The organism is Methylobacterium sp. WL8, from assembly GCF_008040045.1.
GTDB classification, from domain to species: domain Bacteria; phylum Pseudomonadota; class Alphaproteobacteria; order Rhizobiales; family Beijerinckiaceae; genus Methylobacterium; species Methylobacterium cerastii.
In genome coordinates, this window is record NZ_VRVF01000080.1 from 1 (window position 1) to 20,070 (window position 20,070).

At 72.9% G+C, this 20,070-nt stretch carries 19 protein-coding genes; 14 read left to right on the forward strand and 5 right to left on the reverse strand.

The features are described from left to right. The first annotated feature begins 104 nt into the window (after positions 1 to 104). Complete coding sequence (locus tag FV234_RS21555; protein ID WP_147831578.1) at positions 105 to 1,067, forward strand: hypothetical protein; 963 nt, start codon at positions 105 to 107, stop codon at positions 1,065 to 1,067. 37 nt (positions 1,068 to 1,104) lie between these two features. Here FV234_RS21555 and tgt read toward each other — a convergent pair whose 3' ends face one another. Beyond that, positions 1,105 to 2,241: a tRNA guanosine(34) transglycosylase Tgt gene (tgt, locus tag FV234_RS21560; RefSeq protein ID WP_147815713.1), complete on the reverse strand. Its 1,137-nt coding sequence runs from the start codon at positions 2,239 to 2,241 to the stop codon at positions 1,105 to 1,107. Between the two features lie 268 nt (positions 2,242 to 2,509). Continuing rightward, positions 2,510 to 3,610, reverse strand: coding sequence for a tRNA preQ1(34) S-adenosylmethionine ribosyltransferase-isomerase QueA (gene queA, locus FV234_RS21565; protein ID WP_147831559.1), 1,101 nt, complete (start codon positions 3,608 to 3,610; stop codon positions 2,510 to 2,512). 144 nt (positions 3,611 to 3,754) lie between these two features. On the opposite strand from queA, the gene FV234_RS21570 reads away from it, so the two are divergent. From FV234_RS21570 to FV234_RS21605, 8 genes are all read left to right on the forward strand, one after another. Then, the gene (locus tag FV234_RS21570; RefSeq protein WP_147763614.1) at positions 3,755 to 3,997 is read left to right on the forward strand and encodes a hypothetical protein; all 243 of its coding nucleotides are present in this window, start codon (positions 3,755 to 3,757) and stop codon (positions 3,995 to 3,997) included. Positions 3,998 to 4,043: 46 nt separating this feature from the next. Further along, a complete protein-coding gene (locus FV234_RS21575; RefSeq protein ID WP_147763613.1) occupies positions 4,044 to 4,256 on the forward strand; it encodes a hypothetical protein in 213 nt (70 codons plus the stop codon). Positions 4,257 to 4,401: 145 nt separating this feature from the next. Further along, complete coding sequence (locus FV234_RS21580; protein WP_147754572.1) at positions 4,402 to 5,289, forward strand: cation diffusion facilitator family transporter; 888 nt, start codon at positions 4,402 to 4,404, stop codon at positions 5,287 to 5,289. Positions 5,290 to 5,632: 343 nt separating this feature from the next. Continuing rightward, positions 5,633 to 6,706 carry a polysaccharide biosynthesis/export family protein gene (locus FV234_RS21585; protein ID WP_246686264.1) on the forward strand — a complete coding sequence of 358 codons (1,074 nt, stop codon included), beginning with the start codon at positions 5,633 to 5,635 and terminating at the stop codon, positions 6,704 to 6,706. Then, positions 6,703 to 8,298: a lipopolysaccharide biosynthesis protein gene (locus tag FV234_RS21590; protein WP_147831564.1), complete on the forward strand. Its 1,596-nt coding sequence runs from the start codon at positions 6,703 to 6,705 to the stop codon at positions 8,296 to 8,298. The genes FV234_RS21585 and FV234_RS21590 overlap by 4 nt, the downstream gene beginning before the upstream one ends. Then, the gene (locus FV234_RS21595) at positions 8,295 to 8,942 is read left to right on the forward strand and encodes a CpsD/CapB family tyrosine-protein kinase (RefSeq protein WP_147831566.1); all 648 of its coding nucleotides are present in this window, start codon (positions 8,295 to 8,297) and stop codon (positions 8,940 to 8,942) included. The genes FV234_RS21590 and FV234_RS21595 overlap by 4 nt, the downstream gene beginning before the upstream one ends. Then, positions 8,939 to 10,591: an O-antigen ligase family protein gene (locus tag FV234_RS21600; RefSeq protein WP_147831568.1), complete on the forward strand. Its 1,653-nt coding sequence runs from the start codon at positions 8,939 to 8,941 to the stop codon at positions 10,589 to 10,591. Before FV234_RS21595 ends, FV234_RS21600 begins: the two co-directional genes overlap by 4 nt. Next, positions 10,588 to 11,511, forward strand: coding sequence for a glycosyltransferase family 2 protein (locus FV234_RS21605; protein ID WP_147815536.1), 924 nt, complete (start codon positions 10,588 to 10,590; stop codon positions 11,509 to 11,511). The genes FV234_RS21600 and FV234_RS21605 overlap by 4 nt, the downstream gene beginning before the upstream one ends. Positions 11,512 to 11,533: 22 nt before the next feature. Here the strand turns inward: FV234_RS21605 and FV234_RS21610 are convergent, their stop codons facing one another. Next, complete coding sequence (locus FV234_RS21610; protein WP_246685573.1) at positions 11,534 to 12,316, reverse strand: class I SAM-dependent methyltransferase; 783 nt, start codon at positions 12,314 to 12,316, stop codon at positions 11,534 to 11,536. Between the two features lie 42 nt (positions 12,317 to 12,358). Here FV234_RS21610 and FV234_RS21615 point away from each other — a divergent pair, with 42 nt between their 5' ends. Beyond that, positions 12,359 to 13,540: a DUF1972 domain-containing protein gene (locus FV234_RS21615; RefSeq protein WP_238272758.1), complete on the forward strand. Its 1,182-nt coding sequence runs from the start codon at positions 12,359 to 12,361 to the stop codon at positions 13,538 to 13,540. A 47-nt stretch (positions 13,541 to 13,587) separates the two neighbouring features. Here the strand turns inward: FV234_RS21615 and FV234_RS21620 are convergent, their stop codons facing one another. Continuing rightward, on the reverse strand, positions 13,588 to 14,259 hold the full coding sequence (locus FV234_RS21620) for a serine acetyltransferase (RefSeq protein WP_187273757.1): 672 nt from the start codon (positions 14,257 to 14,259) through the stop codon (positions 13,588 to 13,590). Next, positions 14,256 to 14,861, reverse strand: a complete 606-nt coding sequence (locus FV234_RS21625) for a serine acetyltransferase (RefSeq protein WP_246686265.1) — start codon at positions 14,859 to 14,861, stop codon at positions 14,256 to 14,258. The genes FV234_RS21620 and FV234_RS21625 overlap by 4 nt, the downstream gene beginning before the upstream one ends. Positions 14,862 to 15,034: 173 nt before the next feature. Here FV234_RS21625 and FV234_RS21630 point away from each other — a divergent pair, with 173 nt between their 5' ends. From FV234_RS21630 to FV234_RS21645, 4 genes are read left to right on the forward strand one after another with little or no spacing between them, the layout of a single operon-like run. Next, the gene (locus tag FV234_RS21630; RefSeq protein WP_246686266.1) at positions 15,035 to 16,477 is read left to right on the forward strand and encodes a polysaccharide biosynthesis C-terminal domain-containing protein; all 1,443 of its coding nucleotides are present in this window, start codon (positions 15,035 to 15,037) and stop codon (positions 16,475 to 16,477) included. Beyond that, positions 16,474 to 17,436, forward strand: coding sequence for a glycosyltransferase family A protein (locus FV234_RS21635; protein ID WP_147831572.1), 963 nt, complete (start codon positions 16,474 to 16,476; stop codon positions 17,434 to 17,436). Before FV234_RS21630 ends, FV234_RS21635 begins: the two co-directional genes overlap by 4 nt. Continuing rightward, the gene (locus tag FV234_RS21640) at positions 17,433 to 18,815 is read left to right on the forward strand and encodes a right-handed parallel beta-helix repeat-containing protein (protein ID WP_147831574.1); all 1,383 of its coding nucleotides are present in this window, start codon (positions 17,433 to 17,435) and stop codon (positions 18,813 to 18,815) included. Before FV234_RS21635 ends, FV234_RS21640 begins: the two co-directional genes overlap by 4 nt. A gap of 1 nt (position 18,816) precedes the next feature. After that, the gene (locus FV234_RS21645) at positions 18,817 to 19,944 is read left to right on the forward strand and encodes a glycosyltransferase family 1 protein (RefSeq protein ID WP_147831576.1); all 1,128 of its coding nucleotides are present in this window, start codon (positions 18,817 to 18,819) and stop codon (positions 19,942 to 19,944) included. Positions 19,945 to 20,070 lie beyond the last annotated feature (126 nt).

Sequence of the window (20,070 nt, forward strand, 5' to 3'; positions counted from 1 at the left end):
GCCCTGCCCCGCCCTCGCCTGCCCGTCGCTGGCCTCGCTTCGCCCTCACCTTCGCCCTTGCCGGCCTCGGGTTCGGCTTGGCCGCGATCGGTTTCGTCGCGGCGATGGACCCTTATGGCCTGCGCGCGAGCCCCGGGCGGCCGGGCGCGATCATGGATCGCAACCAGCGCTTCATGTACCCGCGGATCGCGCGGGCCGGCGGATACGACGCGGCGGTGTTCGGGACCTCGACGGCGCGCCTCCTCGATCCGCACGACCTCGACCGGGCGTTCGGGGTGCGCTTTGCCAACCTCGCCGTCAACGCCGCGACGCCGGACGAGCAGCGCACCCTGGCAACACTGTTCCTGCGCCGGAACGCCGCGCGCGCCGTGCTGTACGCGCTGGATTCCACCTGGTGCGCCGCCGCCCCGCCCCGCCGCACCGCGCACCCGTTCCCGGACTGGCTCTATGCGGAGGGCGCCCCGTGGGGCTGGCTGCGGCAGGTGAACGGGCAGAGCCTCGGGATCGCGGCCCAGGTCGCGCTCCACCGCCTCGGCCTCGCGCCGGCTCGCATCCGCGGCGACGGCTTTTCCGTGTTCACGCCGCCGGAGGCCGCTTACGACCCGGTCCGCGCCGCGCGCCACATCCACGGCGGCGGCAGCCCGCTCGACCCGGAGTCGGGCGTGGGGCCGGCGGCGCGGGCGGGCGACGCCGCGCCCGACGCCATTCATGACGCCATGCCGATGCTCGACGTCCTCGACGGGCTGCTCGCCGCGGTGCCGGAGGCGGCGCGCAAGCTCGTCGCCTTCATGCCGGTCCACGTGGCGGCGCAGGCACCGGCCGGCACGCCGGAGGGGGCGCGCGAGGCCGCCTGCAAGCGCCGTGTCGCCGCGATCGGCAAGGCGCGGGGGGCGGTGGTGGTGGATTTCCGCCTACCCTCGCCGATAACCACGCGCGACGAGAACTATTGGGACGCCCTGCACTACCGCCTGCCGGTGGCGGCGCGCGTCGTCGCGGGCCTGCAGGCGGCGGCCGAGGCGGGCGCGGACGCCCCCGACGGCAGCTACCGGGTGCTGGCGCATCCGTGATGCGCGAAAGGCCTTCCGCGAGGCGCATAGACGGCTTTCAGCCGGCGGCGTCGCGCTCGGCCCTGGCCCAGCCCGCGCGGGTCTCCTCGCAGAACGCGTCGAGCCGGCCCTCCGTGATCGCCACGCGCATCCCCGCCATCAGGTCCTGGTAGTAGGCGAGGTTGTTCCAGGTCAGCAGCATCATCCCCAAGATCTCGTCGGAGCGCACGAGATGGTGGAGGTAGGCGCGGGAATACGCGCGCGACGCCTCGCACGCGGAAGCCTCGTCCAGCGGCCGCGTGTCCTCGGCGTGGCGGGCGTTGCGCAGGTTGATCCGGCCGTGGCGGGTGTAGGCGAGGCCGTGGCGGCCGGCGCGCGTCGGCATCACGCAATCGAACATGTCGACGCCGCGTGCAACCGAGCGCATCAGGTCGTCCGGGGTGCCGACGCCCATCAGGTAGCGCGGCTTGGTGCTCGGTAGGTGCGGCTCCACCGTCTCGATCATCGCGAGCATCACCGCCTGCGGCTCGCCGACCGCGAGGCCGCCGATCGCGTAGCCCTTGAGGTCGAGGTCTGCCAAAGCCCGGGCGCTCTCGATCCGTAGCTCCGGCACGTCGCCGCCCTGCACGATCCCGAACATCGCCTTGCCCGGCTGCTCGCCGAAGGCGGTGCGGCAGCGCTCGGCCCAGCGAAGCGACAAGCGCATCGCCTTCTCGATCGCCTCGCGCTCGGCCGGCAGGCGCACGCACTCGTCGAGTTGCATCTGGATGTCGGAGCCGAGCAGGCCCTGGATCTCGATCGAGCGCTCCGGCGACATGTGGTGGGCGGTGCCGTCCACATGCGAGCGGAAGGTCACGCCCTGCTCGTCGAGCTTCCGCAGCGCCGACAGCGACATCACTTGGAAGCCGCCGGAATCGGTGAGGATCGGCCCGTCCCAGCGCATGAAGCGGTGCAGGCCGCCGAGCCGCGCCATCCGCTCGGCGCCGGGGCGCAGCATCAGGTGGTAGGTGTTGCCGAGCACCACGTCGGCGCCGAGGTCGCGCACCTGGCTCGCATACATGGCCTTGACCGTGCCGGCGGTGCCGACCGGCATGAAGGCCGGCGTCCGGATTGTTCCCCGCGGCATGGTGATCACGCCGGTGCGGGCTTGCCCGTCGGTGGCGTGGACGGCGAAGGCGAAGTCTGTGTCGGACATGGCGGGGACGGCTTCCAGATGCTTTCGGATCGCACCTCTCTCCTTCTCCTCGACCGGTCCCTCCGTCATCCCGGGGCTGCGCAGCAGAGCCCGGGATCCAGAGCCGCCGACGATGCCAGGCTGGAACACGACCTGCGGTTCTTGGATCCCGGGCTCGCCTTCGGCGCCCCGGGATGACGGGGAGGGTCTGGAAGCGGAGTCTAAGAGATCGGCGCGTTCGGCGACCTGCTTGCAGGGATGGGAAGAGGCGCGTTCGGCAAAAACCCTATCAGACCGGGGCGGGAAACAGCAGGCTCGAATCGCCGTAGGAGTAGAACCGATAGCCCTGCGCGATCGCGTGGGCGTAGGCGGCGCGCAGGGTGTCGAGGCCCGAGAAGGCCGAGACCAGCATGAACAGGGTCGAGCGCGGCAGGTGGAAGTTGGTCATCAGCGCGTCCACCGCGCGGATGCGCGTGCCGGGGGTGATGAAGATCTCGGTCGGGCCGGCGAAGGGGTGGAGCCGCCCCTCCGCGTCGGCGGCGCTCTCCAGCAGGCGGAGCGCGGTGGTGCCCACCGCCACGATCCGTCCGCCGGCCGCCCGCACCGCGTTGAGGGCGTCGGCGGTCGCGGCATCCAGGATGCCGATCTCGGCGTGCATGCGGTGGTCGGCGGTGTCCTCGGCCTTGACCGGCAGGAAGGTGCCGGCCCCGACATGCAGGGTGAGCGTATGGCGGCCGATCCCGGCGGCGTCGCACCGCGCCAGCAGGTCGTCGGAGACGTGCAGGCCGGCGGTGGGGGCGGCGACGGCGCCGGGGTTGCGGGCGTAGACCGTCTGGTAGTCGGTGGCGTCCCGTGCGTCGGTGGGGCGCTTGCCGGCGATGTAGGGCGGCAGCGGCAATTCTCCGACGGCGGCGACGGCCTCGTCGAGGGCCGGCCCGGCGAGGTCGAAGCGCAGGGTGATCTCGCCCCCCTCGCCCTTGGCCGCGACGGTCGCGTCGAGGCCGCCGCGTTCGCAGGGCTCGCTGGCCCCGTGCCGGCCGAAGGCGATGCGGTCGCCGACTGTCAGGCGCTTGGCCGGGCGCGCGAAGGCACGCCAGAGATCGGGCTCCTCGCGCAGGTGCAGCATCACCTCCGTGCGCTGGCCCGGTGCGCCGGGGCGGGTGCGGATGCCGTGGAGGCGCGCCGGGATCACCTGCGTGTCGTTGAAGACCAGGGCGTCGCCCCGGCGCAGCAGGCCGGGAAGGTCGGTGACGCGCGCATCCTCCAGCTCGTCGCGGTGAGAGCCTCCGCCGGGGCGCACGACGAGCAGGCGTCCGGCGCCGCGCGGCTCGGCCGGGCGGAGGGCGATGCTGGCCTCGGGCAGGTCGAAATCGAACAAGTCCACGCGCATGGGGCCGGCACCTGCACCGCCCCGCGCCGGGAATCAATCCGGGCGGGGGCAATCGATGCGGCGGAGCCCGCGGGGAACCGCGTCCGACCGCCCTCCGTTCACGGCAGGCGTCGATCCCGCTTTGCTTCCCGACTCGGAGCCTCCATGCCCTGGTACGCCGTGCGCCCCCGCGATCCCGCCGACCCGCGCTGGCCTCTGCCGGGCAAGCCGCAGATCGTGCTCAAGGGCGCGGACCCGGCCGAGGCGCGTGAAAAATTCGAGCAGGCCTATCCGAGCACGCCCTTCGGCACGCCGTCCACCCCGGTGCCCGACGGCGCCGGCAGCTTCGAGGGCGACGCCGAGGCGCTGGTCGTCGAGGAGACCGCGGAACCGACCCCGCCGCGTTGAGCGTTCTCGGATATCGGGCGTAGGCCCTTTCCGGGCGGAGGGACGGATGACGGCGCAGGCGGAGCGGACCACCCTCGACGGGCAGCTCGTCGGCTACTGGGCGCGCGAGGCCGCCCGCCTCGAAGCGCTCGCCGCCGCGGCCCGGTTCGGCTGGCAGAAGCGGCGCTTCCTGCGCCGGGCCGCAGACGCGCGGGCCCGGGGGGCGCAGAGCGAGGCGCGCGAGACCGCCCGCGCGAGTAGAGCCGCCTCCCCCGCCTGATCACAAGATAGCTTCGGCTAAGTTCCTTGCCCCGGCGTGCAAGGTGTGCAGCAGCCTCGAAGCTGTGCTGTGGCCTTGAACCTTTGCCGTGGCCTTGCGGGTGGCCGGTCGACTAGAGCCGCCGGGTCGTTTCCCCGGACCCGTCATGAGCCGCACCCAGAAAGCCGCCCTCGCCAGCGCCGTCGTCGGCCTCGCGGTCACGGGGCTGAAATTCCTCGCCTACTGGCTCACCGGCAGCCTCGCGCTGTACTCGGACGCGCTCGAGAGCATCATCAACGTGGTGGCGGCGCTGAGCGCGTTCGTCGCCCTGCGGGTGGCCGGGCTGCCGGCCGACGAAGACCACCCCTACGGCCACCACAAGGCGGAGTTCTTCTCGGCGGTGATCGAGGGATCGCTGATCATCGTCGCGTCTCTGCTGATCCTGCGCGAGGCGTATTATGGCATCCTGGCGCCCAGGCCCGTCGACGCCCCCGCCATCGGCCTCGCCATCAACGCCGTCGCCACGGCGATCAACGCGGTGTGGGCGTGGGCGCTGCTGCGCTGGGGCAAGGCCTGGCGCTCGCCGGCCCTGGTCGCAGACGGCCGCCACGTGCTCGCCGACGTGTTCACCTCGGGCGGCGTGCTCGTCGGCGTGGTCCTGGTGCTGGTGACCGGCATCCCGGTGCTCGATCCGGTGGTCGCGGGGCTCGTCGCCCTGAACATTCTCTGGTCCGGCTGGAAGATGGTCCGCGAATCCGTCGACGGCCTGATGGACCGGGCCGCGCCCGGCGACATGGTCGGGCAGATCCGCTCGCTGATCTCGCTCCACGGCGAGGGCGCGCTGGAGGCGCACGACGTCCGCACCCGCTACGCCGGTCAGGCGACCTTCATCGACTTCCACCTCGTCGTGCCCGGCGAGATGAGCGTGCGCGAGGCGCACGAGATCTGCGACCGGCTCGAGGACGCGCTGGAGACCACGATCCCCGGCGCCGTGGTGGTGATCCACGTGGAGCCGGCCGAGCACGCGAAGTTCCGCGGCGTGCCGGTGCTCTGAGACCGCGTCTCGAGACCAGGAATCCATGAGGTCCGGCGGATGACCGCCCCGCCGTCGCGGGGCGCGTCGGACCCACCGCATTCCGAGGCGACGCCTGCCGGCCGGAGCGTCTGCGCATTCTGCCACGCCTCCGGATCAATGCAACTTATGGTGGGATAGGACCCAGGGGTTTCAAAGTTCGTTAACCAGGTTCTCAGATTGTACCGGGTGCCACGATACGTTCACAGGTTGTTATCGAACGGAACGTGGCCGAGCATGGTGCGGCTGAAGGCCTATGATGGTGTGTGCTTCTCCTGTCGATCGCAATGCCGGCCGGCGCGGCCGGCGGGCGGCCCGCCTCGCGGTGTCGCTCGCCTGCGCGGCCGCCCTGTCCGGGTGCATGGCGACCCGCGCGCGGCAGGCCGCGCCCTCTGCGCTCGGCGACGTCGCGCGGACGGGCTCCATCCCCGAGGCGCCGCCGGCGGTCGTCGCCGCGGCGCAGGAGGAGGTCGGACGCACCATGCGCCTCGGGCTGATGAACTACCGCCTCAACGTCGGCGACAACCTCGAGGTCTCGCTGCTGATCGATTCCAGCGTGGTCCAGCCGACCTATCGGCTTAACCCGAACGACGAGTTCGACGTCGATTTCCGGACGCACCCTGAATACAACCGAACGGTTGTGGTCCGGCCGGACGGGCGGATCTCGCTGCCCGGCAAGAACGGCATCATGGTCGCCGGCCTGTCGCCCGAGCGCGCCGCCACCCTGATCCGCGAGACCTACGACGACGTCCTGATCAACCCGGTCGTCACGATCCTGCTGCGCAAGTTCCGCACGCCCATCGACGACTTCCGCGACCTGACCCAGCGGTCCGACATCGGCCGCGTCAAGCTGATGGCGATCGAGCCGGACGGCAAGATCAACCTGCCGATGGTGCCCCCGGTCCAGGCGGCCGGCCGCACCGTCAACGAGGTCTCGGCGGCGCTGTCCGCCGCCTACCGGCACCACCTCGCCTCGGTCAGCCCGAGCGTGCGGCTGGCCTCGCTGGTTCCGGCCAACACCATGGTGTTCGGCGAGGTCCGGGTGCCCGGCCCGGTCACCCTGTCGGGGCCGCGGACGCTGGCCCAGGTCCTCGGCACCGCCGGCGGCGTCCTGCCGACCGCGGCCGGCGAGGCGGTGCGGATCATCCGCTTCGACGCGGGCGCGCAAGGAAGTGTGCAGGTCGTCGACATCAGCGTGCCGGGCCTGGCCGACTCGATCGTCGTGCCGCCGAACGCCACCGTCTACGTGCCGCCTTCGGTGCTCGCCAAGACCGCGCGCGCGGTCGACCTCGTGGTCCGCCAGATCCTGCTCTTCAACGGCACCGGCTTCGGCGTGAACTACATCACCGGCCCGTCCGCCTCGACCTCCACCAGCACCACGGCGAGGGCAGCCCTATGAGCGGCACCGAGACGGCCCTCGACCCGCGGGGCTTCGAGCGGCATGGCTTCGAGCGGCATGGCTTCGATCTGCGCGACGGGCTCGGCGCCCTGTTCCGCCACGCCCGACCGGCGCTGCTGATCCTGGCCGCGGCCCTGGTCGGGGCCGGGATCTACCTCCTGCTGACCCCGACCGAGTACACCGCGGACGCCAAGCTCATCATCCGCCTCGGGCGCGAGAAGTCGGCCGCCCCGATCAATGGCGGCGCCAACCAGAACTACATGTTCTCCGAGCGCGCGCAGAACGTGAACAACGAGATCGAGATCCTGCGCGACCCGAGCATCGTGCGCGGCGAGTTCGAGGCGCTGAAGCGCATCATGCCGCTGGGCGACCTCGGCCAGCCCCCCGAGGAATGGGGCGCCTGGCTCGTCTACCAGGGGCGCCAGCTCGTGCGCGCCGCCAAGGCGGTCAAGACCTGGGTCGTCGACACCCTTCGGATCCCCTTCGAGGCGATCGGCCTGCTGCGCCACCTCAGCCCGGACGAGAAGCTGTACGAGGCCTACCTCGCCTCCTTCAAGGTCGTGTTCGTCAAGGAGACGGACGTGATCGTCACCGGCTTCACCTGGACCGACCCGACCTTCGCCGCGGACGCCCTCAACCGCCTGCTCGACGCCTACAAGCGCCGCCACGTCGAGGTCTACGCCGACGAGACGCCGGCCTCGTTCTACGCGGGCAAGCTGGAGCGCGCCCGCGCCGAGCTCGCCGCGATCGACCGGCAGCTCGGCAAATACCTCAAGGGCGCCAACACCGCGAGCTTCGCGATCGAGCAGCAGAACGACCTCGGCACGCTGGCCGACCTCGCCCGCCAGAAGTCCGCGGCGCAGATCGAGCGCGAGGGCGTCGAGACCCGCCTCAGGCGCACCAAGGAATCCGGCCCCGACCGCTGGCAGCCGACCCCGGCGGACGCCGACCCGACGGTGGCCGCCTTCGACCAGCGCTTCGCCGAGCTGCGCACCCGGCGCTCGGAGCTCGCCACGCGGTTCCGCCCGGCCGCGCCCGAATTCGCCAGCCTCGACCGCGACCTCACCGAGCTCGCCCGGCAAAAGTACCGCGCGCTGATCAGCGCCGACACCACCCGGCTCGCGGTGCTCGCCGAGAAGATCGCGGCGATCTCCCACATCGAGGCGTCGCGGCGCCAGGCGGCGATCGGCCAGAGCGACGCCTCCCTCGCCTTCGGCCGGCTCGGCCAGCAGAAGAGCCTGCTCGCCGACGAGATCGCCCAGACCCAGCGTCGCATCGACGAGCTGACGACCGGGACCGGCCTGGATTCGCAGTCCGTCACCTCGTCCGCGCTCGTCGCCCGGGCGGTGCCGCCGCGGCTGCCGAGTGGGCCGAACCGCCTGCTGATCCTCGGGCTCGCCGCCGGCCTCGGGCTCGTCGCGGCTCTGGCCTACGTCGCGCTGGCCGAGATCCTGGCCCAGACCTACCGCAGCGCGTCGGACGTGGCGCGCTCGCTGGGGGTGCCGGTGCTCGCCGCCCTCCCCTTGCGCGACGAGGGCCGCGCCGCTCCGCGGCGCTCCCGCGCCCCCGGCCTCCGTGGAGCCACCGCATGATCGCCGCCTCCTACGATCCGGCGGTGCCCGACCGCGCGGTGCTCGAGCCGGCCCTGGTGCAGCTCAACCGCCGCGAGGGGCCGCCGCTCCGGCGCATCGGCGTCACCGCGGTTCAGGCCGGCGACGGCGTCACCTCGCTCAGCCGCCAGCTCGCTGGGCTCTATGCCCGACGCGACCTCGACGTGGTCTTGATCGAGGCGAACTGGGCCAAGCCCGCGCTCGCCGCCGCCTACGGCCTTGCGGGCAAGCCGGGATTCGCCGACATCGTCGTCGGCGCGGCGGCGCCCCTGGACGGCGTCCACCCGGTGGCCGACGGCTTCCACGTCGTCCCCGCCGGCACCGCCGCCGCGATCCGCGAGGCCGGCCTCGACGACGCCCGCGTCGAGGCCTTCCTCGGGCTCGTCGACCAGCGCTACCACCTCGCGATCCTCGATTGCGCGCCGATCGGGCAGATCGGCGACACCGCGGCGCTCGGCCCCCTCGTCGACGGCTTCGTCGTGGTCGTCGGGGCCGAGCGGACCCGGCGGGTCGTGGCAGAGCAGGCGATGCGCGACCTCGAGGCCGCCGGCGGCACCGCCCTCGGCGTCGTCCTCAACCGGACCCGGCGGCCGATCCCCGACTGGCTCTACCGGCGGCTCGGATGAGGCTCGCGCTCCGCACCCTTCCGCCGCTGGCGATCGGCGCCGGCGCCGCAGCCGCCGCCGTGGCGCTGGCAAGCGCGCCGCCGAAGTTCGCCGTCGTCGGGGTGGTCGCGCCGCTCGGCGGCCTCGCCGCCCTGATCCTGGGGCAGCGCGTCCGGTTGACGCCGTTCCTGCTCGTCGCCTTCGCGGTCGGGCTCACGGTCAAGCTCGACGTCAGCGTCTTCCAGCACTTCGAGGCGGTCGGACAGTACCTGCCGAGCATCGGCGGCGGCGCCGGGCTGACCGTCAGCGTCGCCTTCCTCGTGGCGCTGACGCTGATCGCCTTCCGGCTCGTCGGGATCGGCGAGGCCGGCCCGCAGCGCGTGTCGCTCGATCCGCCCCTGGTGCTGACGCAACTCGCCTTCATGGCGGCCGGCGTGCTCTCCCTCGTGAACGCGGGCGACCCGACCTACCTGTGGTTCGACGAGTGGCGTTTCCTCACCCTGCTCGTCGTCTCGGTCGCGATCGCCAACCTCGGCCCGCAAGACGTCCGCACCCTGGCGCTGGCGATCTGCGTCCTCTGCCTGGTCCAGACCGCGGCGGCGGCGGTGCAGTACGTCACCGGCTCGGAACTCGGCCTCGGCGTGCTCGGCGAGGAGCAGATCGTCGAGGAGAACATCAACTTCCAGGCCCAGCGCCGCGCCGCCGGCTTCAAGGTCCACCCGAACATCCTCGGCTACTATTACGAGGTGGTGTGGCCGCTCGCGCTGGCTCTGGCGCTCTCCCGCGGCCCGGCCTGGCTGCGCCTCGTCGGGGCGATGGGCGCGCTCTCGGCGCTCAGTGGCGTGGTGCTGACCCTGTCGCGGGCCTCGTGGCTCACCTACCCGCTCTCGGCGTCGCTCGTCGTGCTGCTGGTCTACCGCGACCGGCTGCTCTCGCGGGCGAGCCTGGTCGTGGCGGGCCTCCTCCTCGCCGTGGGCGTCGTCGCAGCGATCGTCGTCGGTCCGATGATCTGGGAGCGGCTGTTCGCCGACGACGGCGGCTCGGCGGCGCAGCGCGGCCCCCTGAACGCGGCGGCGCTCGCGCTGTTTTCGCAGTTCCCGATCCTCGGGGTCGGATTGAACAATTTCGGCAACATGTTCGCGACGCTGGACCACACCGGCCTGTCGCGGCTCGCCGGCCTGTTCGACCGCTCGAACCACGTCGTCCACAACCTCCACATCCTCGTCCTCACCGAGGTCGGGATCGTCGGATACGCCGCCTTCGCCCTGGTCTTCGGGATCGGCCTGTGGCGCGGCTTTTCCGCGGTGCGGCGCGCGCCGGTCGGCGACCCCCTCGCCGCGATCGCCGGAGCCTCGGCGATCGGGCTCCTCGCCCACCTCCTCCACGGCCTCGTCGACCCCGGCTTCCGCCTGAACCTCGGCATCGCCGAGCTGCTCTACACCGCGCTCGGGATGATCGCGGCGGTGGCGGCGGCGCAGCGCGCCGGCCGCATCGCCGCCCTCACCGCACCGAGCGCGGGTCCCTTCTCCCAGGGGGAGCAGGACAGGATGAGGGGCGTGACCTTTCCGGATGACGCACGCCCCTCACCCCAGCCCTCTCCCGCTGGGAGAGGGAGTCGCGGCGTGGCGTCCCGCGCCAGATCCCAACGAAGAAGCGCGAGCTTGCGATGACCCCCGCCCTCAGCGTCCTCGTCGTCACCTACAAGTCCGGCGCCGACGTCGACACCTGCCTCGCCCTGCTCGCGGCGAGCCGGATCGACCGTCCCTACGAGGTGATCGTCGTCGACAACGCGTCCGGCGACGGCACGGCCGAGCGGATCGCTGCCGCCTGGCCCGACATCCGCGTGATCGCGGAGACGACGAACCACGGGTTCGCCGGCGCCAACGCGCTGGCCTACGCCGCGGCCCGCGGCGACGCGATCCTGCTGCTCAACCCGGACGCGTACCTGCGCGACCCGGATGCGGTCGCGGTGGCGCTCGCCCACCTCGACGCCCACCCCCAGGTCGGCGCCGTCGGCCTGCGCCTCGTCTTCGAGGACGGGCGCCATCAGGTCGGCGACGCCGGGTTCGAGCCGCGCCCGCTCACCGTCGCGGTACACGCGGCCGGTCTGTCGGGGCGGTTCGGCCTGCGCGGGGTCTACCTGTCGGGCGGCCAGGCGCGAGCGCCGGGGCCGGTCTCCGTCGACTGGCTCTGCGGCGCCTTCCTGATGTTGCGGCGCGCGGCGGTGGAGGCGATCGGCGGCCTGTCGAGCCCGCTGTTCCTCTACGGCGAGGACGTCGACTGGGGCTGCCGGGTGCGCGACGCCGGATGGCGGGTCGAGTACCTGCCGGACCGCAGCGTGGTCCACCTCCAGGGCGGCTCGGGGAGCACCCGCTCCCCCCGCTGGCTCGACGGGCTCGCCGGCGTCTATCGGCTGCGCAACGGGGGGCGCCGGCTGTCCTCGCCGGCCTTCTTCGCGGTGCCGCTCTGGCTCGGGTTCACCGCGCGCGCGGCCGTCTACGGCCTGCTCGGCCGGCTGCGGCGCCGGCCGGACCTGTTGGGCAGGAGTCGCGACATGAAGCGGTTCGCGGACCACCTTGCAAATATATAAACGAAGAAAGCTCAGTAATCGCTCAGCGCTTTCGGATGAAGACCATGTGATAGCCCTTGAACGGACCCGGCGTGAGCCGGAACAGCAACTCCCAAAACTTGCCCAGGACGATGTTCTCGCCATGATAGAACGGTTGCCCGTCGAACGCGTAGGTGAAGTGCTCGAACCGGTCAGTTGGGAAAAGCCGCTTCCGCGCCGCCTCCGTGTTCATCGTGTAGAGCGGCACGAAGGAGTCGATCTCGACGCGGCGTGGCTCGACCATGCGCAGCACGCGGGCGTGCAGGCGCTTGGGGACCAGCCGGGCGCCGACCCCGACATAGCCCCAGCGGTTGGGCGTCCAGGCGCAGAGCCAGCCGCCGGGGGCGAGGATGCGGCCGAGCTCCTGCGCCGTCCGCTCGGGCGTCTCGATGTGCTCCAGCACCGAGAAGGCCGAGATCAGGTCGAAGCTGGCATCGGGGAAGGGCAGCAGCCCGTCGTGGCCGACGAGCTTGACGGCGTCCGCCGTCTCGTTCCCGAGCACCGCTTCGTCGACGTCGCAGGCGGTGACGTGGGCGCAGCGCCCGCGGAAGTCCCCGAGCTGGCGGCGCAGTGGAACCGGGTCATGGCTCCACTTGCCGCGTCCGGCGCCGAACTCCATCACCCGCATGTCGGGGCGCAGCAGCGTGTTGACGCGGACGATGTACTCCATCCGGTGGTCCTGCCGGGAATAGCCCCCGGCTCCCATCTCGCGAAAAAGCCGCTCCTCGACGGTGACCGGCTCCCGATGGGGCATCGCGTCCTGGCGCAGAAGGGTGTCGTGGCCCATGAATCGTCCTCCTCAAGCGATGGGGTGGTGGGGACGCGCCGCGTGCGGGCGTCCGATGGCGGGCGGCACGCCGGCGCAGCGCGCCCGGCGGTGGCGATCCTCGGCACGCGGGGCGTCCCCGCGGCGCATGGCGGCTTCGAGACCCTGGCCGAACGGCTCGCGCTGGAGCTGGTCGCCCGCGGCTGGCGGGTCGAGGTCTACTGCCAGGTCGACCGGCCGACCGCGCCCTCGACCTGGCGCGGCGTCGACCTGATCCCGGTCCAGGCGTCGGGCGACGGCCCGCTCGCCACGATCCGGTTCGACTGGAAATGCACCTTGCAGGCGGCGTTCCGTCCGGCCCTGCCGCTGGTGCTCGGCTACAACACCGCCGCGTTCTCCCTGCTCTACCGGCTGACCGGAAAGCGCAGCGTGATGAACATGGACGGGATCGAGTGGCGCCGGGACCGCTGGTCGAGGCCCGCCAAGGTGTGGTTCTGGCTGAACGAGCATTGCGGCAGCCTGTTCTCGACGCACCTCGTCGCCGACCATCCCGAGATCGCCCGGCACCTCGCCCGCGTAAACGCGACGCGGCGCATCACCACCATCGCCTACGGGGCCGACCCCGTGGCCGACGCGCCGGCAACATCGCTGGCCGCCCTCGGGGTTGAGCCGCAGCGTTACGGCTTGGCCATCGCCCGCATCGTGCCCGAGAACCTTGTGCTGCAGGTGGTCCGCGCCTGGAGCGAGGTGAGCCCCGGCCTGCCCCTGGTGGTGCTCGGCAAACTCTCGGAGGCGGACGCCTACCACCGGGCGGTGCGCGCGGCCGCCGGGCCGGACGTGATCTTCGCCGGCGCGATCTACGAGGCGGACCGCGTCGCGGCTTTGCGCCGGCACGCCCGCTTCCATATCCACGGCCACACGGTCGGCGGCACCAACCCCTCGCTGGTCGAGGCGCTCGGCGCCGGTTCGCCGGTGCTCGCCCACGACAACGTCTTCAACCGCTGGGTGGCCGGACCCGACGCCGCCTTTTTCGGCGACGAGACCGAGTTGCGCCACGGCATCGTGCGGCTCGCCCGCGCCCCGGCCGGGCAGCTCGCGGCGATGTCGTCCGGCGCGCGGGCGCGCCATGCCGAGGCCTTTGCCTGGGACGGCATCGTCGACGCCTACGAGCGGGTGCTGCGGGCGCAGCTCCCCGAAACCCGCGCCCGCCGCCGGGCCGCGGCCCGCGTCGAGGTCGCGGGCTGAGACCACGGGATGGCCCCAGGCCCGGTGATCGAGGTTACGGGGGCGTCTCATGCGGCGCTCCTGTCCCGGGCGGGCCCGGAGGCTTGCGCGATCGTGATGTCTTCGGCGACCACAGGATCCGGCTCGCGGGTCGGGACGCTGGTCTGGCGCAGGCGCTGGACCGATACGGTCCCGGCCGGGATGTCCCGCAGGGTGGCGACCCCGACGCCGACCATCGCCCCGTCGCCGACCGTCACCGCCCCGAGGACGAGCGAATGGGCGCCGACCACGACGCCGTCGCCGAGGCGCGGCGCGTCCGCGGGGAACGGGTCGGCGGCCAGCACCGGGCGCGCGGGCGCGACCACTACCGCCGGCAGGATCACGAGGTCGCGCCCCGCCGTGCCGCAGAAGCCGATCCGGGCCGGGTGGGGCACGAACAAGCCGGGGCCGATCCGCGATCCCGGGTGAAAGGAGGCGCCCGTGAGGCGCGTCGACAGCCCGGCGACGGCGGCAGCGCTCCGCCGCCATCCGCGCAGGTGCAGCAGGTGGGCGACCCGGTGGAACGCGGCGCATTGCATCGCCGGCAGCAGCACCATCATCGCCGCGCGCGCGCGCGACATCGGCCTGTCGCCGCTGATCTGGCGCACGATCCGCGCGAGGTCGGCGGCCAGCATCCGCCGCATCACCGCCGGGCGGGCGTGGTCGAGGTTCGGTTCGGGCAGGGGCCGGGCGTTGCTCACGACGCGACGCCCCGTCCCGGCAGCGCACGCCAGTCGGTCGGCGCCAGGTCGGTGTCGGGCTCGATGTCCTTGAGCACGAGGCAGCGCGGCCCGACACGGGCGCGGTCGCCGATCAGCACCGCGCCGAGCACGATCGAGGCCGGCTCGAGGACGACGTCGTCGCCGAGGCGGGGCAGGCCGGGGCCGCCGCCGACGTCGCGGTCCGGCGTCTTGTAGAGGCCGCCGATCGAGGCCTGGAAGCCGAAGGCGGCGTCGCGCCCGACGGCGCCCGCGATGATCGTGCCGTAGGGATGGGGCAGGAACATCCCGCCGGCGATCCGGGTCGAGGGCGGGATGTCCGAGCCCGTCAGCCAGCCGTTGACGATCCAGAGCAGCCACGCCGCCATCCGCCAGCCGTTCTCGTGGGCGTAGCGCGACATCCGATAGAGCCAGATCGCCTGGTAGCCGCGGCGCAGGCGCACCGGCCCGGGCATGCGGCGCGCCCAATGCGCCCGGTCGGCGCGGAGCGCCGCGCGCGTCTCCGCCCAGGAGATCGCGGCGACGCCGCCTGGATCGGTTCCGGCGAGGTCACGGGCTGCGAGCACGGCGGCTGACTTGGGCATGCCACTCTCTTTACGGTTGTATAATACTTATAGACGCAACCATAGGGCGTTTTCGCGGTATGCCCGTCCGGGCCGTGCGATCCTACAATCGTAGGTAGCATTCTTCCGGCGAAAATCACCGAAAGATGCGTATGGTGGTGAATCGAACCGACACGGGCCAAGACCGGAGGGGGATGCGCTACGGCATCAACCTCGTCGGGCAGGCGGCTGGCCGCGGGATCTACCTGCTGGCGGGCTTCGCGGCCTTCGTGATGGTCGCGAAGGTCGCCGGGCCGGTGGTGCTCGGCCATTACGGCATCGCGCTCGCCGCCCTGGCGATCGCCCTGATCGCCGCCGACTTCGGCACGACGCTGACCTTCGCCGCCCGCATCGGCGCCTGCGAGCCCGACGCGCGGGCCGCCGCCCTCGCCGCCATGCTCTCCGCCCGGCTGATCCTCGGGGCGGGAACGGGCCTCACGCTGCTCTGCGCCCTGCCGCTGCTGCCGGCGCCGACGCGGCCCGCGCTGACGCTGGCGGCGCTCGCCATGCCGCTCGTGGCCGCCCGCTTCCTCGACGCGCTGTTCCAGGTCTGCGGCCGGCCCGGCTGGTCGGCCTATCCCTCCCTCGCCAACGCCGCCGTGCTGGTCGTCGGGACCGCGCTGGCGCTGGCCCTCGACGCGCCGGAGGCGGTGTTGCCCCTGGTCGCGGTGGCGGCCGGGACGGCCTACGGCGCCCTCGCCCTGGTGCTCGCCGGACGGCTCGTGCCGCTGCACGTCGCCGCTCTTACGGACGGCCTCGCCACGATCCGCGGGGCGGCCGGCGTCGGCGTCTCGAACGCGCTCGGCACGCTCAACGCTCGCATCGGCCTGCTCGCGCTCGCCGCCTTCGCGGGGGCGGCCGAGGTCGGGCTGTTCACCGCCGGCTACCGCTTCTTCGAGCTCGGGGTCGCCGTCGCGATCACCCTGGCCGCCCCGCTGCTGCCGGTGTTCGGGCGCGCCGCCGCCGCCGGCACCCTGCCGGCGCAGACCCGCCTTGCGCTGCGCCTCGTCCTGTCCGTCGCCGGCCCCGGCGTGATCGCGGCCTGGGTGCTGGCCGACCCGCTGGTCCGCCTGCTGTTCGGGCCGGACTACGCGGCCAGCGTGCCGGTCCTGCGCATCGCCGCCCTGATGGCGGCGGCGATGATCGCCGCGACGATCCTGTTCTCGGCCCTGGTCGCGCTCGGCCGCACCGGCTTCGCGGTGCCGTTCAGCGCCGCCGGCTGCGCGGTGAACGCCGTCCTCTGCCTCGTGCTGGTGCCGCGGGCCGGCGCGACGGGCGCCGCGCTCGCGGCGCTCGCCGCCGAGTTCGCGATGCTCGCGGTGGTTGTGTTCGCGTTCCGCCGGTCCGTCGGGGCACCGCTCCTGCCCCGCGACTGGCCGGCGATCCTGGTGCCGACCCTCGCCATGGCGACCTGCGTCCTCGCGAGCCCGGCCGCCCTCGCCCCCGTCGCCCTGCCGGCCGGCGCGCTGCTCGCGCTCGCCGGCGGCCTGTGGCTGCGCCCGCGCGATCCCCTCGCCGGCCCCTCCCTCACCAGCCCGCAATTCTCCAGCCCGCAACTCTCCAGCCCGCAACTCTCCAGCCCGGAAGCCTCGTCATGACGCCGGACACGCCCGCCGACACCCCGATCCTGTCGGTGATCATCCCGACCTACGGCCGCGCCGAGACCCTGCGGCTGACCCTCGCCGCCTTCGATCGCCAAGAGACGGAAGCCGCCTTCGAGATCGTGGTCTGCGACGACGGCTCCCTCGACGGCACCGGCGCGGTGATCAGCCGGGCGGTCGCGACCGCTCGGCGGCCAGTGGTGCACCTGCGCCAGGAGAATGCGGGGGCGAACGCCGCCCGCAACCGGGCGATTGAGGCCGCCCGCGGCACGCGCCTGCTCGTCGTCAACGACGACACAATCCCCGGCCCGAACCTCGTCGCGGCGCACCTCGCGGCCCACGCCCGGCGGGGCGGACGCGAGACGGCGATCCTCGGGCGGATGACGATCGACCCGGCGCTGCCGTTCTCGCCGTTCTCGGCGCTCCACCACGACGCCTCCTACGACGCGCTCGCCGGCAAGGTCGAGCTCGGCTGGGACGCGTTCCTGACCTGCAACGTCAGCGTCGACGCCGGCTTTCTGCGCGAGGCCGGCGGCTTCGATCCGCGCCTGACGTGGCACGAGGACATCGAGCTCGGCGAGCGGCTGGCGCGGCGCGGGATGCGCCTGTTCTACGAGCCGCAGGCGCTGGCCTACCACCACCACTTCCTCGACGAGGCGGCCTACTTGGCGATCGCCGAGCGCGAGGGGGCGGCCTTGGTGCTGTGGTACCGCAAGCGCCCCGACCTCGCCCTGGACCTCGCCCGCCTCGGGCTCGTCGGCCCAGAACCCTTCGGTCGCGCGCGCCGCCACGCGCTCGCCGACCTCGTGATGCCGGAGGTCGCCCTGCCCGGCTGGCGCGCGGCGGCGCGCTCGCTCACCCGCCTCAGCCCGGCCGCCGGGCGGACGGTGTGGCGGCGGCTGTTCCAGCGCCGCAAGCGGCTCGCCATCGCCCGAGCTTTCGCGGAGGCCGCATGAGCATCCGCCTCCGGGCGACGGCGATCGTCGCGCTCCTGCCTATGCTGGCGGCCTCCACCGCCTGCCAGCCGGCGGAGCCCCCCAGCCTGCAGCGCATCCTCGTCGACCCGGCGGGCGCGACGATGCCCGGCTACCGGACGGTGGCGGCGCTGTCCGCCGTGCCCTTCGCGAGCCTGGCGGCCGGCAGCGCGGTGCTGGTCAAGGGCGGCCGCTTCGACGGCGTGGTCGTCGTCAGCGCCCGCGGCACCGCCGAGGCGCCGGTGACGGTGGCTGCTGTGCCCGGCACCGAGCCGGTGCTGTCGAACTCGATGGTGTTCGAGGACGCGGCCTACGTCACCGTGTCCGGGCTGACGGTGCGGGGGGCGGTGAATTCCGGCTTCATCCTGCGCCGGGGCAGCCACCACGTCACCGTCCGGGATTCGGCGGTGGACGCCTCGGGGCTGGGCATCTGGATCGGCGACGGCTCCGGGGCGGGGCACCGCATCCTCGGCAACCGGCTCACCGGCAACAAGACCCACGGCATCGCCGTGGACGTGATCAACGCGCCCCCCGACGACCCGACGATCATCGCGAGCAACACGGTCTCCGGCAGCGGCATCCACGGGATGGAGATCAACGGGTCGGGCTACGTCGTCGAGGGCAACCGGGTCCACGACAACGGCGTCTCGATGTCGGGCACCTCGGGCATCCACGTCTACGCCAAGGATGCGGGGCAGGACGCGGGCGACCGCAACACCATCCGCTACAACGTCGTCACCGGGCAGCGGGAGACGACGGGCCAGGACGGCAACGGCATCCAGGTCGATCAGTGGTGCGACGACAACCTCGTCGCCTTCAACGTGACGACCGGCAACGACGGCGCCGGCATCAACCTGTTCGACGCCGGACGGACCCTCGTGTCCAACAACACCGTCGTCGGCAACATGGCCGATTCCGGCGGGCGGCACGCCTACAAGGGCGAGATCGTGCTGGCCAGCGACTACACGAAGCAGGTCGGCCGCACGGTCGACAACCGGGTGCTGAACAACATCGTTGTTGCGACGCGGGGCGGCGTCGCCGCCATCGTCGTCGAGGCGACGAGCACCGGCCGCGGCAACGCCATCGGCCCCAACCTGCTGCGGCACGCGCCCGGCGGCTGGCTCTACGCCTACGGCGCTGCACGCACCGACGACGGCGCGTCGCTGCCGCTGGGAGCGCCCGCGCCGGACCTCACCGAGGCGCCGGCCTTCGCCGACCCCACGAAGCCCATCGCGAACGGCTTCGCGCTGACGCGTGCGCTTTCGCGTCCCGGCATCCCGCTCGGTGCGACGCGCGACCTGATCGGCCGCCCCTACGCCCCCAACGAGGCCCCGACCTTCGGCGCCTATCGGAGCCCGTGACATGACCCGGATCGGAATCGACGCCCACGTCCTCGTCGGCAAGATGCAGGGCAGCCGCACCTGGCTCGTCAACGTGGTCGGCCGCGCGGTCGCGCGCCACCCGGACGCCACCTACGTGATCTATTCCGACGACCCCGCGCGCGCCGCGACGATGATTGCGGGCGCAAACGTCGAGCACGTCCGGCTGCCGCGGGTGCCCCGCGCCCTGCGGCTGCTGGCGGTCTGGCCCTGGCTCGTGCACCGCGACCGGATCGACGCCCTGCTGACCACCTACATCGCCCCGCCGCTGGTGCCGGGCGCGCGCCAGGTCGTCGTCGTCCACGACATCCTGTTCGAGACCCATCCGGCGTTCTTCGCCTTCGGCATGCGCTGGCGCACCCGCCTGCTGACGCGGATCAGTGCCAAGCGCGCCCGCCTCGTCGTGACGATCTCGCGCTACAGCCGCGATTCGATCGCCCGGACCTACCGGATCGATCCGGACCGCATCGTCGAGGTCCGCTGCGGGACGAGTCCGCCCCGCACCGGGGCGATCACCCGGTCGCCGATCCGCGACGGGCGCCCCTACCTGATGATGGTCGGGCGGCTGGAGCCGCGGAAGAACCTCGCGCTGACGCTGGACGCCTTCGCGCGGCTCAGCCCCGGCGCCGCCCGCCTCGTGGTGGTGGGCAAGCCCGACGGGGAGAACCCGGAGACGCTGGCGCGGCTCTCGTCCATGGCGGACGTGGTGCACGTGGCCGGAATCGACGACCGCGGCCTCGGCGACCTCTACGCCAACGCCGCCGCCCTGGTGTTCCCGAGCGCCGGCGAGGGCTGGGGCATCCCGGTTCTGGAGAGCCTGGCGCTCGGCACGCCGGTGATCGCCTCGAACGTCACCGCCATCCCCGAATCGGGCGGCGACGCGGCGAGCTACTTCGACCTCGACGCGCCGGACCGCATCGAGCGCCTCGCCGCCCTGATGCAGGCGGCGGTGGAGGGGCGCCTGCCTTTCGACGCGGCCCGCGCCCGCGCCCACGTCGCCCGCCACGACTGGGACGGCCCGGCCACCGCCTTCGTGGACGCGATGCGCCGCGCCTTCCCGGCCCGCGACACGGCGGCGGAGCCCGTGCGCGGATTGGTGAAGTCGCACTGAGAGCCTGTTTGAGGCGGTTTCATTTAGGCTGGGTTGTTGAGGGCGTTGGCGGCCATCAGGCTGGCGACGCAGGCGAGGCGACCCGTTGCGACGTCAAGGCGACCGGCGCGCTCGCGGTGTAGGCCG

What these genes read in the sequence shown, in the direction of transcription:
- FV234_RS21555 (WP_147831578.1), top strand. Translation starts at nt 105, where the DNA reads ATGGACCCTTATGGCCTGCGCGCGAGCCCCGGGCGGCCGGGCGCGATC.
- tgt (WP_147815713.1), bottom strand. Translation starts at nt 2,241, where the DNA reads ATGTCCGACACAGACTTCGCCTTCGCCGTCCACGCCACCGACGGGCAA.
- queA (WP_147831559.1), bottom strand. Translation starts at nt 3,610, where the DNA reads ATGCGCGTGGACTTGTTCGATTTCGACCTGCCCGAGGCCAGCATCGCC.
- FV234_RS21570 (WP_147763614.1), top strand. Translation starts at nt 3,755, where the DNA reads ATGCCCTGGTACGCCGTGCGCCCCCGCGATCCCGCCGACCCGCGCTGG.
- FV234_RS21575 (WP_147763613.1), top strand. Translation starts at nt 4,044, where the DNA reads ATGACGGCGCAGGCGGAGCGGACCACCCTCGACGGGCAGCTCGTCGGC.
- FV234_RS21580 (WP_147754572.1), top strand. Translation starts at nt 4,402, where the DNA reads ATGAGCCGCACCCAGAAAGCCGCCCTCGCCAGCGCCGTCGTCGGCCTC.
- FV234_RS21590 (WP_147831564.1), top strand. Translation starts at nt 6,703, where the DNA reads ATGAGCGGCACCGAGACGGCCCTCGACCCGCGGGGCTTCGAGCGGCAT.
- FV234_RS21595 (WP_147831566.1), top strand. Translation starts at nt 8,295, where the DNA reads ATGATCGCCGCCTCCTACGATCCGGCGGTGCCCGACCGCGCGGTGCTC.
- FV234_RS21600 (WP_147831568.1), top strand. Translation starts at nt 8,939, where the DNA reads ATGAGGCTCGCGCTCCGCACCCTTCCGCCGCTGGCGATCGGCGCCGGC.
- FV234_RS21605 (WP_147815536.1), top strand. Translation starts at nt 10,588, where the DNA reads ATGACCCCCGCCCTCAGCGTCCTCGTCGTCACCTACAAGTCCGGCGCC.
- FV234_RS21610 (WP_246685573.1), bottom strand. Translation starts at nt 12,316, where the DNA reads ATGGGCCACGACACCCTTCTGCGCCAGGACGCGATGCCCCATCGGGAG.
- FV234_RS21625 (WP_246686265.1), bottom strand. Translation starts at nt 14,861, where the DNA reads ATGCCCAAGTCAGCCGCCGTGCTCGCAGCCCGTGACCTCGCCGGAACC.
- FV234_RS21630 (WP_246686266.1), top strand. Translation starts at nt 15,035, where the DNA reads ATGCGCTACGGCATCAACCTCGTCGGGCAGGCGGCTGGCCGCGGGATC.
- FV234_RS21635 (WP_147831572.1), top strand. Translation starts at nt 16,474, where the DNA reads ATGACGCCGGACACGCCCGCCGACACCCCGATCCTGTCGGTGATCATC.
- FV234_RS21640 (WP_147831574.1), top strand. Translation starts at nt 17,433, where the DNA reads ATGAGCATCCGCCTCCGGGCGACGGCGATCGTCGCGCTCCTGCCTATG.
- FV234_RS21645 (WP_147831576.1), top strand. Translation starts at nt 18,817, where the DNA reads ATGACCCGGATCGGAATCGACGCCCACGTCCTCGTCGGCAAGATGCAG.